The organism is Sphingomonas sp. GW821-FHT10F09, assembly GCF_058809195.1.
This window is the reverse complement of record NZ_JBXASI010000005.1, coordinates 81,114-97,777: the sequence shown is the minus strand read 5'-3', so window position 1 is coordinate 97,777 and position 16,664 is coordinate 81,114. Positions and strand designations below refer to the sequence as shown.

The following is a 16,664-nucleotide window of genomic DNA, read 5'->3' as shown; positions in this document are numbered from 1 at the left end:
GCAAAGAGCGGGGCGCGCTTAAGCCCGCCTTTACCGGTGCATTGTATCATCTGCCCCGAACCGGGACGGGAAAAATTATGACGCGCAACGGGCAGCGCCTGCTTCTGCTGATCGACGACGAACCCGCGCAGCGCCGATTGGTGTCGGCGCTGGCGGCCCGCGCCGGCTGGCGATCGATCTTTGCCGCCGATGGCGAGATGGCGCTCGCACAACTGGGCACACAGGACGGGATGCAGCTGGATGCGATCCTGCTCGACCATTGGGCGCCCGATGCCGATGCCGCGCCGCTGATCGCCGAACTGCGCGAACGTCGCCCCGCCCTGCCGATCCTGATGCTCACGGCCAACGGTTCGGTCGCGCATGCCGTCGCCGCAATGCGTGCCGGCGCCACCGATTTCCTGGTCAAGCCGCTCGCGCCCGAACGGCTGCTCGCCGCGCTGGAGGCGACGGTCGCCGGCACCGCCGCGGGCGAATTGCGCCCGCTGACCGAGAAGATCCCAGCGCTGCTCGCCTTCGACGAGATCGTTGGATCGTCGCCCGATTTCCGCGCCGCGCTGGCGATCGCGGCGAAAGCGGCGCGCGCCCGCGTGCCGGTGCTGGTCGAGGGCGAGAGCGGCGTCGGCAAGGAGGTGGTCGCCGATGCGATCCACGCTGCCAGTCCGCGATCCAAGAAACCAATGGTCACCGTCAATTGCGGTGCGATCCCCGCCAATCTGGTCGAATCCGAGCTGTTCGGGCATGAGAAGGGCGCGTTCACCGGCGCCTTCGAACGCAAGATCGGCAGGTTCGCCGATGCGGACGGCGGCACCATCCTGCTCGACGAGATCGGGGAGATGCCGCTGGAGACGCAGGTCAAGCTGCTGCGCGTCCTGCAATCGGGGGAAATCCAGCCGATCGGTGCGCGCCATGCCCGCGAGGTCGACGTCCGCGTCATCGCCGCCACCAACAAGAAATTGCTCGAGGAGGTCGAGGCGGGGCGCTTCCGCGAGGATCTCTACTACCGGCTCAACGTCGTGCAGGTCACCATCCCGCCGCTGCGCGAGCGGCTGGGCGACGTGCCGGCGCTGGCGCGGCACCTGCTGGCACGGATCGCGCAGCAGCCGGGGTTGCGTCCGCTCGGCATCACCGACGATGCGCTGGCGTTGCTGGTGCAATACGACTGGCCGGGTAACGTCCGCCAGCTCCAGAACGCGCTCTTCCGTGCGGCCGTGCTGTGCGAAGGCGCGGCGCTGACCCGCGCCGACTTCCCGCAGATCGCCGCATTGGGCGACCGGCGCACCGGCGTGATCGGATCGGCCGCAGTCTCGGGCGGGGGCGTCACGCTGTTCCGGCCGGACGGCAACCTGCGCCCGCTGGAGGATATCGAGGCGGACGTGATCCGCCTCGCCATCGGCCACTATCGCGGTCGGATGACGGAGGTCGCGCGGCGGCTGGGGATCGGCCGGTCGACGCTCTATCGCAAGCTGGGCGAGCTCGGTATCGACAACGCCGCCGCCTGACCCTGCCATCATGACGATCCGGTGCTAGGGTGCCGGGCATGTCCTTCGCCGATCGCCATATTCTCGTCACCGGGGCCGCATCCGGAATCGGCCTCGCCACCGCACGCCATCTCGCCGGCGCCGGGGTCGCGCGGCTGGTACTGGTCGATCGCGATGCGGCCGCGGTGGCGCGGATCGTGCTCCCCTGCACGCTCGACCTGCTGCCCGGCGACGTCGTCGACGAAGCTTTCTGGGACAGCGCCGCACCCTATCTGGTCGGGATCAACGGCGCGGTCGTCAATGCCGGCGTCGCGGGCGCCGGCGCGATCGCGGATCTCGCCTTCGCAGAATGGCGGCGCATCCTCGGCGTCAACCTCGACGGCGCGTTCCTGACGTTGCGCGCGGCGATGCGGGCGATGACCGATGGCGGCGCGATCGTCGCCACCGCCTCGGCCGCGGGGATCAAGCCGGAGGCCGGCGTCGCCGCTTATGGCGCGTCCAAGGCGGCGCTCATCCATCTGGCCAAGGTCGCCGCCAAGGAGGGAGCCGCCACCGGCATCCGCGTCAATGCGATCGCGCCGGCCGGGGTGGAAACGCCGGTGTGGGACGCCATTCCGATGTTCGCCGATCGGGTCGCCGCGATCGGCCGCGATGCCGCCTTCGCCGAGCTGGCGGCCCTGGCGACCCCGCTCGGCCGCTACGCCAAACCGGAGGAGATCGCGGCGCAGATCGCCTTCCTGCTCTCCGACGCCGCCGCCCTCGTCACCGGCGCCTGCCTAGTCAGCGACGGCGGCTACACGTTGTAGATTACCAGAGCACGCCCTTGTGCGGCGTGATCGGGCCGGGCGCCTTGTCGCCGATCGACTGGAGCAGGTCGATCTCGATCGTCCGGCACATCGCGGTCAGCGGCACGTCGTGCACGGTGTTGGCGAACGGATCGACCAGATCCTCGCCGATCTGCAGCACCGCGAGGAACATCAGCCCCGCCACCGTCGATCCGAGCGGCGTCGCGAAGCCCAGCGTCTCGACCAGACCGATCGGCAGCAGAATGCAGAAGACGTGGGTGAACAGGGTCGGGAAGAAGCGATATTGATTGGGTAGCGGCGTGTTCTTCAGCCGCTCCATGCCGCCCTGCGCATTGGCGATATCGACCAGGGTCGATTCCATCCGCGACTGCTGGATGGTGTCGATCCAGCCGGCGCGGCGCGCATCGTCGATGCGGCGCCCAGTGCCGTCGAGCAGGCCGTTGGCGATGTTGGTCCGCGCCAGCGCCGGCTCCGCCTCACCGCGCGACAGATATTGCAGCACCTGGTCGTCGACGGGCTGGCGCCGCAATTGGCAGCGCAGGGCGTTCACATAGGCGATCTGGCGCAGCACGATCGTGCGGCGCATGTCGTGCGCCTCGCCGATCGGCAGGAAGTTGCGCGCCTCGCGACTGAGGCTGCGCGAGGCGTTGATCATCGATCCCCACAATACCCGCCCTTCCCACCAGCGCTGATAGGCGGAATTGTCGCGGAAGCCGATCAGCAGCGCCAACACCGTACCGAACAGCGTCAGCGGCAGCGACGGCGCCCTGAACGGCAGCAGGTAATAGGTGACCGTGACGATGACGTCCCAGATGAACAGGACGAGCAACGGCTTCCAGACTTCGGAAACGATGCGGGTGAGGCGAGGGGTGGATGCGACGATCATAGCGTGTCCAGATGGTGTCGAAGCGGCCCAAACGCATCAACAATCAAGATGCTGCAACGCAAAATCACGATTCAGTCACCGACCAGCGCACGATCGCGCATGCCGCGCCACACTTTCAATGCCTGCACGGTCGCCGCCACGTCATGGACCCGCAGAATCTGAACGCCGGCCTCCGCGCCTTTGAGCGCCAGCGCGAGGCTGCCGCCGAGCCGGGCGGACACGGGTGCCTCGTTATCGAGCGCACCGATCATCCGCTTGCGGCTGACCCCGAGCATGATCGGGCAACCCAAGCCGTGAAACAGCGCTATCCCGTTGATAAGGGCGAGGTTGTCGGACAGCGACTTGCCGAAGCCGATGCCGGGATCGACGATAATCCGCGACCGGTCGATGCCGGCGGCGACGACCGCGGCGATCCGCGCCTCCAGCCAGTCGAACACCTCGGTCGACACGTCGCGATAGCCGGTGCGGGCGTGGCCGCCGTCCTTGGGGTCGGGCGAGTGCATCAGCACGACCGGGCAGCGCGCGCGCGCCACCACCTCCACCGCACGATCGTCCCACAGCAGCGCGGAGACGTCGTTGACGATATGCGCGCCTGCAGCCAGCGCCGCTTCCATCACCGCGGCCTTGCGAGTGTCGATCGACACCGGCGTGCCGCTGCGCGCGAGCCGTTCGACGACGGGGACGACGCGGGCGATCTCGTCGCCCTCCCACACCGGCGTGGCACCGGGCCGCGTCGATTCGCCGCCGAGGTCGACCAGCGCGGCCCCCGTCGCCGCCATGTCGACGCCCGCAGCGGCCGCCGCGGCGGGGTCGTCGCCGTGCCGGCCGTCGTCTGAGAAGCTGTCGGGCGTGACGTTGAGGATGCCTGCGACTAGCGGCTGGTCGAACCGCAGGGTGCGCGCGCCGAGCCGCAACGCCGGGCGCGGCGCGATGATGGCGGCGTGCAGCTGCGCGGCGCGGGGGCCGAGGGCGGCGACATCGGCGACCGGGATCGTGCGGCGCCTGCCGTCCTCAATCACCTCATAGGCGGCGAAGCATTGCATCCCGCCCGCCAGCCGCGCGACGGCGCCGTCGCCGTGCGTCACGGGCGTATCGACGAACTGGACGGGGCGCAGGTGCATCTTCGTCTCCCCCTCCCCGCAAGGGAGGGACGCGTTACGGTTGCGTCGCCAGCAGGTAGGTCTGGCGCAGGGTGTCGATCGGCTGCAGCTTGCCCGCGGCCTCGTGGTGCCAGAAGGTCCAGCCGTTGCAGGCCGGTGCGCCCTGCAACGTAGCGCCCAGCTTGTGGATCGACCCGGTCGCGCCGCAGTTGCTGAGCAGGCTGCCGTCGGCGCGGATCGTCACGCGGAAGCGGCGCTTCGCATCGGTCAGCACCGCGCCGGGCGTCAGGTAACCGTTCTCGACCAGCACGCCGAACGCCACCTTGGGCTGCTGGCGCGGGCTCTGCATCGTCGCGAGCGCCGATTCGTCGAGCGGCAACGCCGCGGCGATCCGTTCCTCCGCCGCCGCGATATAATCGCCCTCGCGCTCGATGCCGATCCAGTGGCGGCCGAGACGCTTCGCCACCGCGCCGGTGGTGCCGGTGCCGAAGAACGGATCGACGACGATGTCGCCGGGCTTCGTGCAGGCGAGCAGGATACGGTACAGCAGCGCCTCGGGCTTCTGCGTCGGATGGACCTTCACCCCGCCCTTCTTGAGCCGCTCGCCGCCGCCGCAGATCGGGAATTCCCAGTCCGAACGCATCTGCAGTTCGTCGTTCAGCGTCTTCATCGAACGATAGTTGAAGGTGTATTTCGCGCCTTCGCCTTTCGATGCCCAGATCAGCGTCTCATGCGCGTTGGTGAAGCGGGTGCCGCGGAAGTTCGGCATCGGATTGGCTTTCCGCCAGACGATGTCGTTGAGGATCCAGTAGCCGAGGTCCTGCACCGCCGCGCCGACGCGGAAGATGTTGTGATAGCTGCCGATCACCCAGATCGTGCCGTCATCCTTGAGGATGCGGTGCGCCTCCGCCAGCCAGGCGCGGGTGAAGGCGTCATAGGCGGCGAAGGTATCGAACTTGTCCCATTCGTCGGTGACCGCATCGACGTGGCTGCCGTCGGGGCGGAACAGTTCGCCGCCCAGCTGCAGGTTATAGGGGGGATCGGCGAAGACCATGTCGACCGACTTGTCGGGCAAGGCCCGCATCACCGCGATGCAATCGCCGCGGACGATCCGGTCGAGCAGCAGCGGGCCGACAGGCGCTTTGGCGGGAGTCGCCACCGCTGCGCGCGCCGCGATGCGCGGCTGCCTGACCTTGTCGATTACTGGCATGACGTCCCCCTTGTCCGCCTATTCGCGTCGAACAGGGGACTCGCGTCAAGCACGCATTGGTTAACGCCGCTGCCACGAGGGTGGCCGACGGCAGCCACCGTCGCCCGTCCCGCCCAAGATATGGGGAAGGCGATTCCGCCCGTACCCCAGCGCTGGGGGTGTGACTCAAAAGACTCAGGCGGCAAAATGCTTGGCGTCCAGCGGCAGTTGTGGCGCCACCGGTGCGGCATTCGGCGTGATTCGGGCATAAGCGGCGGCGACCGGTGCGAAACTGCGGCGGTGAATCGACGTCGGGCCATGATCGCGCAACGCGGCGAAATGGTGCCTGCAGCCATAGCCCTTGTTCGAATGCCAATGATATTGCGGATGCGCGGCGGCATGGTCGAGCATGATGCCGTCGCGCAGATGCTTGGCGACGATCGAGGCCGCGGCGATCGACAGGCTGTGCGCGTCGCCGGACACGATCGCGGTGGCGGCATAGGACCAGCGCGGCAGGCGGTTGCCGTCGACCAGCACATGGCCGGGATCGCAGCCGAGCCGCACCACCAGCGCATCGACGGCGAGCGTCATCGCCTTCATCGTCGCCCAATAGATGTTGAGCGTGTCGATCTCCGCCGGCTCGACGATGCCGACGCCATAGACGCCCCGCGCCTGGATCAGCCCGCACAGGCGCGCGCGCTCGGCGGCGGAGAGCTTCTTGGAATCGTCGATGCCGCGCGGCACGCCTTTGGCGGGCAGCACGACGGCGGCGGCGACCACCGGCCCGGCGAGCGGGCCGCGCCCCGCCTCGTCCACCCCGGCGACGGGCGGCAGGCAGGATTTTTCGTGTTTCAGTCCGGGCATGCGTCAGGTCCGATCGTCGAACGGCACGCGGCCGAGCGCGTGCCCCATCGGCCCATGCCCTGCCCCGAGGCCCGGTGCCGCCGCAAGCGCCGCCTGCACATAGGCGATGGCCCGCCCTACCGCGTCGGCGAGCGGCAGGCCGGCGGCGAGTCCCGTGGCGATGCCGCTCGCCAGCGTGCAGCCGGTGCCGTGGCTGTGACGGGTGTGGACACGCGGGTGCGTCCAGATCGTCTCGACGCCGTCGGCGGCGACCAGCCGGTCCTCGACGATGTCGCCCTCGCCATGCCCGCCCTTGACCAGCAGCGCCGCGCCGCCGGCGCGCACCGCGTCCTCGCCGCCGAGCGCGGCGAGTTCGGGCAGGTTGGGGGTGACGACCGCAGCCTGCCGCATCAGCCGCGCGAACGCCGCGATCGTGTCGGCATCGGCGAGCACCGATCCGCTGGTCGCGATCATAACGGGGTCGAACACGACCGGCACGGCAAGCGTATCGAGCACGTCCGCCACGGCACGTGCGGTGGCGGCCGATCCGATCATGCCGATCTTCACCGCATCGACGCCGAGATCGTCGATCACCGAGCGCATCTGCGCGACGACGATATCCGTGGGTATCGGGTGGACCGCCTGCACGCCGAGCGTGTTCTGCGCGGTGATCGCGGTGATCGCGGTCATGGCATGGCCGCCGAGCATCGTGACGGTCCGGATGTCCGCCTGGATACCTGCGCCGCCGCCCGAATCGGACCCGGCAATGATGAGGATGCGGGGGATCATGACGCGGGTCGCGACAGCGGCGCCCGGGGTTTGCGCTTCATGGGGCCGGTCATGGCATCTTGCGGGCGGGCGGGACAGACGATTTGTTCACGCGGGGACGCGGAGACGAAAGAACGGCAGAGGGGGCTACACGCCCACGATCGTCATCCCGGCGAAGGCCGGGATGACGGTCAGGTTGGAGTGGGCGGGCCACCCTTTGCGCCCGCCCCTTCGCGTCTTCGCGGGAACCCTCAGCTCTGGAAGCGACGTTCGGTCGATGCGGGATTGCCCTTCAGCGCCTTGCCGACCCGGGTCGGGCGATCCATCAGTTCGCCCGCGCAATTGGGGCAATGGTCGTCGAGCGCGTCGGCGCATTCCGCGCAGAAGGTGCACTCGAACGAGCAGATGAACGCGCCAGGCGCATCGGCCGGCAGTTCGGCACCGCAGCGTTCGCAATCGGGGCGCATCGCCAGCATCAGGCGGCGGCCTGGCGGACGGCGTCGCAGATGCGATCGACCAATGTTTCGACCTGGCGGGCGTCGTCGCCCTCCGCCATCACGCGGATCACCGGTTCGGTGCCGGACGGGCGGATGACGAGGCGGCCGGTGCCGGCCAGATCCGCCTCCGCCGCGGCGATCACCGATTTGACCGAATCATGCTCGAGCGGCTTGCCGCCGGCGAAGCGGACGTTCTTGAGCAATTGCGGCAATGGTTCGAACCGGTGGAGCACCTCGCTTGCCGGTGCGCCCGACCGCTTCAGCTCGGCGAGCACCTGCAACGCCGCGACCAGCCCGTCGCCGGTGGTGCCGTAATCCGACAGAATGATGTGGCCGGACTGTTCGCCGCCGACGTTATAGCCGGAGGTGCGCATCTTCTCGAGCACGTAACGGTCGCCCACCGCGGTGCGGACGAGGCCCAGTCCCTGCGCCGACAGATGCCGTTCGAGGCCGAGGTTGGACATGACCGTCGCGACCAGCCCGCCGCCCGCCAGCCGGCCGGCGCGCGCCCAGCTGGCGGCGATTGTCGCCATCAGCTGGTCGCCGTCGACGATCCGGCCCTGTTCGTCGACGATGATGAGCCGGTCGGCATCGCCGTCCAGCGCGATGCCGATATCCGCGCCCGCCGCGACGACGGTTTCGGACAGGGTCTGCGGCGCAGTCGAACCGACGTCGCGGTTGATGTTGGTGCCGTTGGGGGTGACGCCGATCGCGACCACGTCCGCACCCAGTTCCCACAGCGCCATCGGCGCGACCTTGTAGGCGGCGCCGTTGGCGCAATCGATCACCACGCGCAGCCCGTCGAGCCGCAGGTTTTCGGGGAAGGTCGCCTTGGCGAAGTGAATGTAGCGCCCCTGCGCGTCCTCGATCCGGCGGGCGCGGCCGATTTCCGCCGACGGGGCGAGCGGCACGTCGCTGTCGATCAGCTGCTCGATCGTCAGCTCCGCCTCGTCGGAGAGCTTGTAGCCGTCCGGTCCGAACAGCTTGATGCCATTGTCGGCGAAGGGATTGTGGCTGGCGGAGATCATCACGCCGATGTCGGCACGCATCGACTGGGTCAGCATCGCCACCGCCGGGGTGGGCAACGGCCCGACCATGATGACGTCCATGCCGACGCTGGTGAAGCCCGCGACCAGCGCCGATTCGAGCATATAGCCCGACAGGCGCGTGTCCTTGCCGATCAGCACGCGATGCTTGTGGTCGCCGCGCTGGAAATAGGCGCCCGCCGCCATGCCGACCTTCATCGCCATGCCCGCGGTCATCGCACCCGCGTTGGTCGCGCCCCTGATGCCGTCCGTGCCGAAATATTTCCTTGCCATCGCGTGCGATCCGTTCCGCTATGCCGTCCGTATCCCTCCGTTGCGCCAAGGAAACCGATGTCGCAAGCCACCCGTATCCTTCTGGCGCTGGTCGTCGGCATCGCGCTCGGCATCGCCGCGGTGGCGCTCGACAAGGACTGGGCGTTGCGCGCGACCAGCGTCACCCAGCCGATCGGCGAGGCGTGGCTGCACGGATTGCAGATGGTGATCGTGCCGCTGATCGTCGGCCTGTTGGTGACCGGCATCGCCGCGACCGCGGAGGCGGCGAAGGCGGGACGGATCGCGGGGCGCGCGGTGGTGCTGTTCGTCGTGGTGCTGTGGTGCACGACGTTGATGTCGGCGGCGGTGATGCCGCTGCTGCTCGACCTGTGGCCGCTGCCCGAGGCATGGTCGGCGGCGCTGCGGGCCGCGCTGACCGGCGCGGCGCCGCTGGGCAAGGTGCCGACGCTGGCCGATTTCTTCAACACGATCGTGCCGACCAACGTCGTCGGCGCGGCGGCGGGCGACGCGTTCCTGCCGCTGACGGTGTTCACGCTCGCCTTCGCCTTCGCGATCACCCGGCTGGAGGACGAATCGCGACGGCGGCTGACCGACCTGTTCCGCAGCATCACCGATGCGATGCTGGTCATCATCGGCTGGGTGCTGAAGCTGGCGCCGATCGGCATCTTCGCCCTGGCCTATGGCGTCGGCGCGCGGACCGGGGCGGCGGCGTTCGGCGCACTGGTCCATTATATCGTGCTGGTGTCGTCGGTCGGCTTCGTCGTGCTGCTGGCGGGCTATCCGGTGGCGCGGTTCGGCGGCGGCGTGCCGTTCCGCGCCTTCGCCAGAGCCGTGGCGCCGGCGCAGGCGGTGGCGATCAGCACGCAAAGCTCGCTCGCCTCGCTGCCGGCGATGCTCAAGGGATCGGCGGAGATCGGCGTCGCGCCGGCCACCGCAGGGATCGTCCTGCCCGTGGCAGTGGCGATCTTTCGCGCGACCAGCCCGGCGATGAACCTGGCGGTGGCGCTGTACGTCGCGCACTGGCTGGGGGTGCCGATCGGGCCGGGGCAGCTCGCCGCCGGGGTGGCGACCGCGGCGATCACCACCATGGGGTCGGTATCGCTGCCCGGCACGATCAGCTTCTTCGCCAGCGTCGCGCCGGTCGCCTTCGCGATGGGCGTACCGATCGAGGCGCTGGGCCTGCTGGTCGCGGTCGAGACGGTGCCGGACCTGTTCCGCACCGTCGGCAACGTCACGATGGACGTCGCGGTGACCAGCGTGGTGGGGCGGCGCACGGACGCCGCCTGATCCTCTTGCTCCCCCTCACCCGTTCGCCGCCTCCGGCTTCGGCAGGGTGAGGGGCAGGGTGAGGCGATGCCATCAATGCCGCGGGCGCCGTTCGCCCCGCGTATCGACGCCTGCCGCCGCGGGCTCGCCGATCGTCGCCTCGCCCGCCAGCGCATGGTCGGGCGCGTCGCCGATCGTGTCGAGGTGCATCAGCCGCGTCACGAACGGCGCGAGTACCAGCATGACGATTCCGATGCCCATCGAGAACCAGCCGATGCGGCCATAGACGGCGAGCACCTGCGCCGGGCCGACCCCCTCGCCGCCGGTCGCCTGCGCGATCAGGCCGGCGAGAAAATTGCCCGCCGCGGTGGCGAGGAACCAGGTGCCCATCATCAGCCCGGTCATGCTCGCCACCGACAGCCGCGTCATCGACGACAGGCCGATCGGCGAGAAGCAGAGCTCACCCATCGAATGCAGCATGTAGAGCAGGATGACGAAGATCGCCGGGGTCAGCCCTTGGGCGGGCGCGCCCAGGATCACCGCGAAGAATCCCGCGCCGACCAGCACGAGGCCGATGCCGAACTTGAACGGCGCCGAGGGTTCGATGCCGCGCTTGCCCATCGCGGTCCAGAGCAGCCCGAACAGCGGCGCGAGCGTGATGATAAAGAAGGCGTTGACCGACTGGAACCAGGAGGCCGGCATCTCCCAGCCCAGCACCGTGCGATCGACCGACTGGTCGGTGTAGGTGTTGAGCGACGACCCGGCCTGTTCGAACAACGCCCAGAACAGCGGCGACAGCGCGACTAGGAACAAGGCGGCGAAGATGCGGTGGCGCTCGACCCGCGGCAGCACCCGGAACGAGGTGAGCAGGATATAGCCGACGGTGACCAGCGATCCGACGATCAGGACGATGCCGACCGCACCCTGGTTGCGCACCAGCCACCATGCCAGCGCGACCGCGACGAGCGCGCCGGCATAGATCGCCCATTCGATCGACAGGCCGATCGGCGTGCGGGTCTGCAGCGCACCGGCGACCGGCGGTTCGCCGACGTCATACAGCTCGCGCCGGAACAGCACGAACACGACCAGCCCCAGCGCCATGCCGACCCCCGCCGCGCCGAAGCCGTAGGACCAGCCCATCCGCTCGCCAAGGTAGCCGATCAGCAGCGGGCCGATGAAGGCGCCGGTGTTGATCCCCATGTAGAAGATCGAGAAGGCGCCGTCGCGCCGGGTGTCGTCGCGCGGATAGAGCTTGCCGACCAGCACCGAGATATTGGCCTTAAGGAAGCCGGTGCCGACGATGATGAAGGCGAGCGCGAGGTAGAAGCCGTTGAGCGCGCTGCCCTGTACGCCGGCCGGCGCCTCGACCGCGGCGATCAGCAGATGACCGACGGTGATGAACACGCCGCCGGCGAGCACCGCCTTGCGTGGCCCGAGATAGCGGTCGGCGATATAGCCGCCGATGATCGGGGTGACGTAGATGAGCGCGGTATAGGCGCCGTAGATGGCATAGGCGGGCTGTTCGCCGAACAGGAAATGCTTGGTCAGGTAGAAGACCAGGATGGCGCGCATCCCGTAATAGGAAAACCGTTCCCACATCTCCGCGAAGAACAAGGTGAACAGCCCGAGCGGATGTCCGAGAAAGGTGCGGGCATGGGCAGGTACGCCGCCCCCGCTCGCTGATGCGATTGCCATAGGCTCTTGTGACTCCAACAATATCCGGTGCCGACCGTGCGGAGCGGCGAATGGCGGGCAACGTAACGGCTGGACACCTGCTGTAAACATCGCGGGCGGTGTCTATGTGTTGCGAATGACCGAAACGATCTTCAACGACACCGCCACGCCGCTGACGCTGCTTGCCACCCGCCGCTCGGGCAAGCCGCGCGATCTGGTCGGGCCGGGGCCGGATGCGGCGCAGCTCGACCAGATGATCGGCATCGCCGCGCGCACCCCCGATCACGGCAAGCTGGCGCCGTGGCGCTTCGTCGTGATCGACGATCGCGACGCGCTGTCGCAGCTGATCGTCCAGGCCTATCGCGCCGAACGGCCGCAGGCGGCGCGGGCGGAGCTCGACTCGCTCGACCAGTTCGCGCGCCAGGCGCCGGCGCTGGTCGTGGTGCTGTCGTCGCCGAGCCGGACCAGCCATATCCCTTCATGGGAGCAGGAACTGTCGGCGGGCGCGGCGACGATGAACCTTCTGCATGCCGCGCATGCGATGGGGTTCGCCGGCGGCTGGCTGACCGGCTGGCCGAGCGTGTCGCCCGCGGTGCGCGATGCACTGGGCGATGCACATGAAAAGATTGCGGGTTTCGTCTTCATCGGCACGCCGGGCCGCCCTCTTGACGAACGGCCCCGCCCGGACATGGCACGGATCGTCTCGCACTGGCCCAAAGCGGGATAGCACCGGACGGTTGGGAGTGGACCTTTTCGTCCATTGCTGTATTAAACCAGCATGACAGCGCTCAGCAACGAGGATAGCCCGGTCTATATCCGGCTGCGGGGGACCATCGCGGCGGGCATCCTGCGCGGCGATTATCGGGCGGGCGACCAATTGCCCTCGGTGCGCGCCTTCGCTGCCGAACATGGTGCCAACCCGCTGACCGTGGCGAAAGCCTATCAGAGCTTCCAAGACGACGGCTATGTCGAGGTGCGGCGCGGCGTCGGCATGTTCGTGCTGCCCGGCGCGTCGGACAAGCTGCGCGCGGCGGAGCGGGCGAATTTCGTCGACAACCAGTGGCCGCGCATCCTCGGCTACATCGACCTGCTCGGCCTGAACGCGGCCGACCTGCTGGAGCGCGAGCGGGCCTGACTTCAGCGCGGCGCGCCTGCGCGTGACTGAGCCGAACCTGCTCAGAACAGCCCGAGCTGTGCGACCTCCTCGGGGGTCAGGTCGATACCGAACATCAGCGACATGCGCATGCGATAGACGCGCGGATCGGTGATCTCCGCGTCGGACCGATTGTCACCGGCACGACGGTGATAGCGGTGATCGGTAAGGCCGGCGAGGCCGTGCGGCAGGACGATGCTGGCGATCGTCACCTGCGTGAAGCGGCTGGCGGGCGCGGTCGACGTCCAATGGTTGGACAGCGCGAGATCGCCATCGAACACCTCGGTATCGTGAAAGCTGTATTGCGGCTGCCAGCCCGGCCCGGTCCCGCGCCCGTCGGTGGAGCCGGCGTCGCCCTTGCGATGGAGCATCCAGCCGTGCTGCGGATCGCGTTCGAGGCGGAACCACGCACCGTCGGGCGCCTCGGCTTCCCAGCCGTCGGCGAGCGCCATCACCGGCGCATAGCTGCCGCCGAAGCCGGCGTCGGCGATCCAGTCGCGATCTCCGATCGTCACTAAGCTGAACGTATGGGTCAGCGGCGGCGTGTCCGCGACGCCCAGCCAGACGCGGGCGAGCAGGGGGCGGACCCGGAAGCCGAGTGCAGCCAGCGCATCTATGAACAAGCGATTGTGTTCGAAACAATAGCCGCCGCGCTTGGCGGTGACGAGCTTGGCGAAGACGCTGGCCGAATCGATCGCGATGCCGCGGCCGAGCCGCACGTCGAGATTCTCGAACGGGATCGACAGGCGATGTTCGCGCTGCAGCCGGCCGAGCCCCTCCGCATCGGGGGTGACGCGGGCGGGCAGGTTGATGCGGGCGAGATAGGCGTCGAGATCGAACATCGCGCGGTGGTGCCCGCGACGGGACGCGGAATGCAAGCGCCTAAAAGCCCCTCCCTTCGGGGGAGGGGTCAGGGTGGGGCGGTTTCACCGATACCGGCGTGTTCGCCCCCTCCACCCCAGCCCCTCCTTTGAAGAGGAGGGGCTTTCCGCAGATCAGGCGGCGAAGGCTTCCGCGGGTATCGCGTAGAGCACCTCGGCGCTCGCGGTCGCCGCCGCCTTCAGGCCGAGCGCCTCCGGTACGATCTGGTCGAGGTAGAAGCGCACCGCGGCGCGCTTCACCACCGCGAATTCCTCGTCGCCCTGCGCATGCCGGCCCTCGCGCTCCATCAGCCAGCCGCACACTGCGACCGAAGTCATCGTCAGGAACGGATAGCTGGCGGCAAGCCGGTCGTCGGCGTCCGCGGTGGCGAGGCGGTAAGCGATGGCGTCGACCGTGTCGATCAGCGCGACGAGCTCGGGATGCTGCGCCTCGGCGCGCATGTCCGCGACCAGCGCCGCAAAGGCGCCGCCATTGTCGAGGCCGAGCTTGCGCCCGACGAGATCGGCGGCCTGAATGCCGTTGGTGCCCTCGTAGATCGGGGTGATCCGCGCATCGCGGAAATATTGCGCCGCGCCCGTTTCCTCGACGTAGCCCATGCCGCCATGCACCTGCACGCCGAGGCTCGCAACCTCGTTGCCGATGTCGGTGCCATGCGCCTTGGCGAGCGGCGTCACCACCTCCAGCCGGTTCCTGGCGGCGCCATCGCCGAGGCCGGCACGATCGACCTGCCCCGCGGCATAATAGACCAAGGCGCGCGCCGCCTGCGTCTGCGCCTTCATCCGCAACAGCATGCGGCGGACGTCGGGATGGTCGACGATGCGCACCGGCTCCTTGTTGGGCGAACCGGCGCGCGCGGACTGGACCCTTTCGAGCGCATAGCCGACCGCCTTCTGCGTCGCGCCCTCGGCGATCTGCACGCCCTGCAGGCCGACGTTGAGGCGGGCGTTGTTCATCATCGTGAACATCGCGCGCATGCCGCCATGCTGCGCACCGATCAGTTCGCCGACGCAATCGTCGTGATCGCCGAAGCTCAGCACGCAAGTAGGCGAGGCGTGGAGGCCCATCTTGTGCTCGATCGACACGACGCGGACGTCGTTGAACGCGCCCGGCGTGCCATCGTCGTTCAGACGGAACTTCGGCACGAGGAACAGGCTGATCCCGCGCGTGCCGGCGGGCGCGTCGGGGGTGCGCGCAAGGACGAGGTGGACGATATTGTCGGCCATGTCATGGTCGCCGAACGAGATGTAGATCTTCGTCCCCTTGATCGAGCATGTGCCGTCGCCTAGCGGCTTCGCGGTGGCGCGCAGCGCGCCCACGTCGCTGCCCGCCTGCGGTTCGGTGAGGTTCATCGTGCCGGTCCAGGCGCCGGTCGCGAGGTGTGGGAGGTAGAGCGCCTGCTGTTCGGCGCTGCCGTGGTGGATCAGCGCCTCGATGGCGCCGACGGTGAGCGTCGGGCAGAGCGCGAAGCCCATGTTGGCGCTGCCCAGCGTATCGAGCACCGCGGTCTGGATCGCGAACGGCAGCCCCTGCCCGCCGAAATCCTCCGGTACGCCGATCGTCCCCCAGCCGCCCTCGACGTAATCCTTGTACGCCTTGATGAAGCTCGCCGGCATATGGACGCCGTCGGGCGACCATTTCGCGCCGACCGTGTCGCCCTCGCGGTTGAGCGGCGCCCATTCGCCGCCGGCGAACTGGCCTACGGCCTCCAGCACCGCATCGACCACGTCGGGGCTGGCCGCGGCGAAGCGATCCGTCGCGGCGAGTTCGTCGATCCGGACGATGTGATCGAGCACGAAACGCTGGTCGGCCACGGCGGCGGTGAAGGGCATCATTCTCTCCTGCTGTTGCCCGCGATATAGCCCCTGATGATGGCCGATCCAAACCCGCGCATCTTACGTTACGGCATGGCCGCAATCACCGAAGCGGCGGCGCGAATCACCCGCGGCGAATGCGTCGCGGTGCCGACCGAGACGGTCTATGGCCTCGCCGCCGATGCCGGCGATGCGGCGGCGGTCGCGGGCATCTATGCCGCCAAGGGGCGGCCGAGCTTCAACCCGCTGATCGTGCACGTACCCGATCTGGCGGCGGCAGAGGCGCTGGCGGTGTTCGACGACGATGCGCGGGCGCTGGCGGGGCGGTTCTGGCCGGGGCCGTTGACGTTGGTGCTGCCGCTGCGGCCGGAGGCGCCGATCGCGTCGCTGGTGACGGCGGGGCTGGCGACGATCGCGATCCGGGTGCCGCGGCATCGCGCGATGCAGACGCTGCTGGCGGCATGCGGGCGGCCGCTGGCGGCGCCGTCGGCGAATGCGAGCAACGGCATCAGCCCGACCCGTGCGGAGCATGTCGCGCTGAGCCTAGGCAACCGCGTGCCGCTGATCCTCGACGACGGCGCCACCGAGGCGGGGCTGGAATCGACCATCATCGCCGGCCGCACGATCCTGCGGCCCGGACCGATCGTGGCGGCGGACCTGCCCTTCCCCGTCGTGCCGCGTCGGGCCGATGCGGCGATCACCGCGCCGGGGCAGCTCGCGACGCATTATGCGCCGCGCAAGCCGCTCCGGCTCGACGCGACGGCGGCGGCACCGGGCGAATGGCTGATCGGCTTCGGCGCGATCGCCGGCGACGACACCTTGTCGGCCACCAGCGACCTGCGCGAGGCGGCGGCGCGATTGTTCGATGCGCTGCACCGCGCGGATGCGAGCGATGCCGCGGGCATCGCGGTGGCGCCCGTCCCGCACGACGGGCTGGGCGAGGCGATCAACGACCGGCTGGGCCGCGCCGCGCATCGCTGATGCTGCGGCCC

The 16,664-nt window shown here is 69.0% G+C and carries 16 protein-coding genes; 6 read left to right on the top strand and 10 right to left on the bottom strand.

Translation table 11 applies throughout. From position 1 onward, the window contains the following. Positions 1–77 precede the first annotated feature (77 nt). Positions 78–1,499 carry a sigma-54-dependent transcriptional regulator gene (locus tag AC1RTO_RS15470; RefSeq protein WP_493161698.1) on the top strand — a complete coding sequence of 474 codons (1,422 nt, stop codon included), beginning with the start codon at positions 78–80 and terminating at the stop codon, positions 1,497–1,499. A 38-nt stretch (positions 1,500–1,537) separates the two neighbouring features. Further along, the gene (locus AC1RTO_RS15465; RefSeq protein ID WP_493161697.1) at positions 1,538–2,284 is read left to right on the top strand and encodes an SDR family NAD(P)-dependent oxidoreductase; all 747 of its coding nucleotides are present in this window, start codon (positions 1,538–1,540) and stop codon (positions 2,282–2,284) included. A gap of 1 nt (position 2,285) precedes the next feature. On the opposite strand, the gene AC1RTO_RS15460 is transcribed toward AC1RTO_RS15465, so the two are convergent. The 7 genes from AC1RTO_RS15460 to glmM all read right to left on the bottom strand — a co-directional run bounded on the left by AC1RTO_RS15460 (position 2,286) and on the right by glmM (position 8,886). Continuing rightward, positions 2,286–3,170 (bottom strand): bestrophin family protein, encoded by an 885-nt coding sequence (locus tag AC1RTO_RS15460; RefSeq protein WP_493161696.1) that lies wholly within the window; start codon positions 3,168–3,170, stop codon positions 2,286–2,288. 71 nt (positions 3,171–3,241) lie between these two features. Next, the gene (gene folP / locus AC1RTO_RS15455) at positions 3,242–4,291 is read right to left on the bottom strand and encodes a dihydropteroate synthase (protein ID WP_493161695.1); all 1,050 of its coding nucleotides are present in this window, start codon (positions 4,289–4,291) and stop codon (positions 3,242–3,244) included. Positions 4,292–4,325: 34 nt separating this feature from the next. Beyond that, complete coding sequence (locus AC1RTO_RS15450) at positions 4,326–5,480, bottom strand: site-specific DNA-methyltransferase (RefSeq protein WP_493161694.1); 1,155 nt, start codon at positions 5,478–5,480, stop codon at positions 4,326–4,328. A gap of 174 nt (positions 5,481–5,654) precedes the next feature. Then, positions 5,655–6,323 (bottom strand): ribonuclease HII, encoded by a 669-nt coding sequence (rnhB, locus tag AC1RTO_RS15445; protein WP_493161693.1) that lies wholly within the window; start codon positions 6,321–6,323, stop codon positions 5,655–5,657. A 3-nt stretch (positions 6,324–6,326) separates the two neighbouring features. Then, positions 6,327–7,091: a bifunctional hydroxymethylpyrimidine kinase/phosphomethylpyrimidine kinase gene (thiD, locus tag AC1RTO_RS15440; protein ID WP_493161692.1), complete on the bottom strand. Its 765-nt coding sequence runs from the start codon at positions 7,089–7,091 to the stop codon at positions 6,327–6,329. A gap of 230 nt (positions 7,092–7,321) precedes the next feature. Further along, positions 7,322–7,546, bottom strand: a complete 225-nt coding sequence (locus AC1RTO_RS15435) for a DUF1272 domain-containing protein (RefSeq protein WP_493161691.1) — start codon at positions 7,544–7,546, stop codon at positions 7,322–7,324. Beyond that, positions 7,546–8,886: a phosphoglucosamine mutase gene (gene glmM / locus AC1RTO_RS15430; protein WP_493161690.1), complete on the bottom strand. Its 1,341-nt coding sequence runs from the start codon at positions 8,884–8,886 to the stop codon at positions 7,546–7,548. The genes AC1RTO_RS15435 and glmM overlap by 1 nt, the downstream gene beginning before the upstream one ends. A gap of 57 nt (positions 8,887–8,943) precedes the next feature. Here glmM and AC1RTO_RS15425 point away from each other — a divergent pair, with 57 nt between their 5' ends. After that, positions 8,944–10,173, top strand: a complete 1,230-nt coding sequence (locus tag AC1RTO_RS15425; RefSeq protein WP_493161689.1) for a dicarboxylate/amino acid:cation symporter — start codon at positions 8,944–8,946, stop codon at positions 10,171–10,173. 72 nt (positions 10,174–10,245) lie between these two features. Here the strand turns inward: AC1RTO_RS15425 and AC1RTO_RS15420 are convergent, their stop codons facing one another. Next, on the bottom strand, positions 10,246–11,847 hold the full coding sequence (locus AC1RTO_RS15420; protein WP_493161688.1) for a peptide MFS transporter: 1,602 nt from the start codon (positions 11,845–11,847) through the stop codon (positions 10,246–10,248). A gap of 127 nt (positions 11,848–11,974) precedes the next feature. On the opposite strand from AC1RTO_RS15420, the gene AC1RTO_RS15415 reads away from it, so the two are divergent. Beyond that, positions 11,975–12,553: a nitroreductase family protein gene (locus AC1RTO_RS15415; RefSeq protein ID WP_493161869.1), complete on the top strand. Its 579-nt coding sequence runs from the start codon at positions 11,975–11,977 to the stop codon at positions 12,551–12,553. Between the two features lie 51 nt (positions 12,554–12,604). Beyond that, positions 12,605–12,961 carry a GntR family transcriptional regulator gene (locus AC1RTO_RS15410; protein ID WP_293874069.1) on the top strand — a complete coding sequence of 119 codons (357 nt, stop codon included), beginning with the start codon at positions 12,605–12,607 and terminating at the stop codon, positions 12,959–12,961. Between the two features lie 41 nt (positions 12,962–13,002). On the opposite strand, the gene AC1RTO_RS15405 is transcribed toward AC1RTO_RS15410, so the two are convergent. Together AC1RTO_RS15405 and AC1RTO_RS15400 are read right to left on the bottom strand one after the other, a co-directional pair. Further along, complete coding sequence (locus tag AC1RTO_RS15405) at positions 13,003–13,821, bottom strand: arylamine N-acetyltransferase family protein (protein ID WP_493161687.1); 819 nt, start codon at positions 13,819–13,821, stop codon at positions 13,003–13,005. A 153-nt stretch (positions 13,822–13,974) separates the two neighbouring features. Next, positions 13,975–15,693, bottom strand: coding sequence for an acyl-CoA dehydrogenase family protein (locus AC1RTO_RS15400; RefSeq protein ID WP_493161686.1), 1,719 nt, complete (start codon positions 15,691–15,693; stop codon positions 13,975–13,977). A gap of 72 nt (positions 15,694–15,765) precedes the next feature. Between AC1RTO_RS15400 and AC1RTO_RS15395 the strand changes: the two genes are divergently transcribed. Further along, positions 15,766–16,653 (top strand): L-threonylcarbamoyladenylate synthase, encoded by an 888-nt coding sequence (locus tag AC1RTO_RS15395; RefSeq protein ID WP_493161685.1) that lies wholly within the window; start codon positions 15,766–15,768, stop codon positions 16,651–16,653. The last annotated feature ends 11 nt before the right edge of the window (positions 16,654–16,664 follow it).

Bases quoted from the DNA above. Each gene is read 5' to 3' on its own strand.
- AC1RTO_RS15465 (WP_493161697.1), top strand. From the start codon at position 1,538: ATGTCCTTCGCCGATCGCCATATTCTCGTCACCGGGGCCGCATCCGGA.
- AC1RTO_RS15395 (WP_493161685.1), top strand. From the start codon at position 15,766: ATGGCCGCAATCACCGAAGCGGCGGCGCGAATCACCCGCGGCGAATGC.
- rnhB (WP_493161693.1), bottom strand. From the start codon at position 6,323: ATGCCCGGACTGAAACACGAAAAATCCTGCCTGCCGCCCGTCGCCGGG.
- AC1RTO_RS15420 (WP_493161688.1), bottom strand. From the start codon at position 11,847: ATGGCAATCGCATCAGCGAGCGGGGGCGGCGTACCTGCCCATGCCCGC.
- AC1RTO_RS15470 (WP_493161698.1), top strand. From the start codon at position 78: ATGACGCGCAACGGGCAGCGCCTGCTTCTGCTGATCGACGACGAACCC.
- AC1RTO_RS15460 (WP_493161696.1), bottom strand. From the start codon at position 3,170: ATGATCGTCGCATCCACCCCTCGCCTCACCCGCATCGTTTCCGAAGTC.
- AC1RTO_RS15425 (WP_493161689.1), top strand. From the start codon at position 8,944: ATGTCGCAAGCCACCCGTATCCTTCTGGCGCTGGTCGTCGGCATCGCG.
- thiD (WP_493161692.1), bottom strand. From the start codon at position 7,091: ATGATCCCCCGCATCCTCATCATTGCCGGGTCCGATTCGGGCGGCGGC.
- AC1RTO_RS15400 (WP_493161686.1), bottom strand. From the start codon at position 15,693: ATGATGCCCTTCACCGCCGCCGTGGCCGACCAGCGTTTCGTGCTCGAT.
- AC1RTO_RS15450 (WP_493161694.1), bottom strand. From the start codon at position 5,480: ATGCCAGTAATCGACAAGGTCAGGCAGCCGCGCATCGCGGCGCGCGCA.
- AC1RTO_RS15435 (WP_493161691.1), bottom strand. From the start codon at position 7,546: ATGCTGGCGATGCGCCCCGATTGCGAACGCTGCGGTGCCGAACTGCCG.
- folP (WP_493161695.1), bottom strand. From the start codon at position 4,291: ATGCACCTGCGCCCCGTCCAGTTCGTCGATACGCCCGTGACGCACGGC.
- AC1RTO_RS15410 (WP_293874069.1), top strand. From the start codon at position 12,605: ATGACAGCGCTCAGCAACGAGGATAGCCCGGTCTATATCCGGCTGCGG.
- AC1RTO_RS15405 (WP_493161687.1), bottom strand. From the start codon at position 13,821: ATGTTCGATCTCGACGCCTATCTCGCCCGCATCAACCTGCCCGCCCGC.
- glmM (WP_493161690.1), bottom strand. From the start codon at position 8,886: ATGGCAAGGAAATATTTCGGCACGGACGGCATCAGGGGCGCGACCAAC.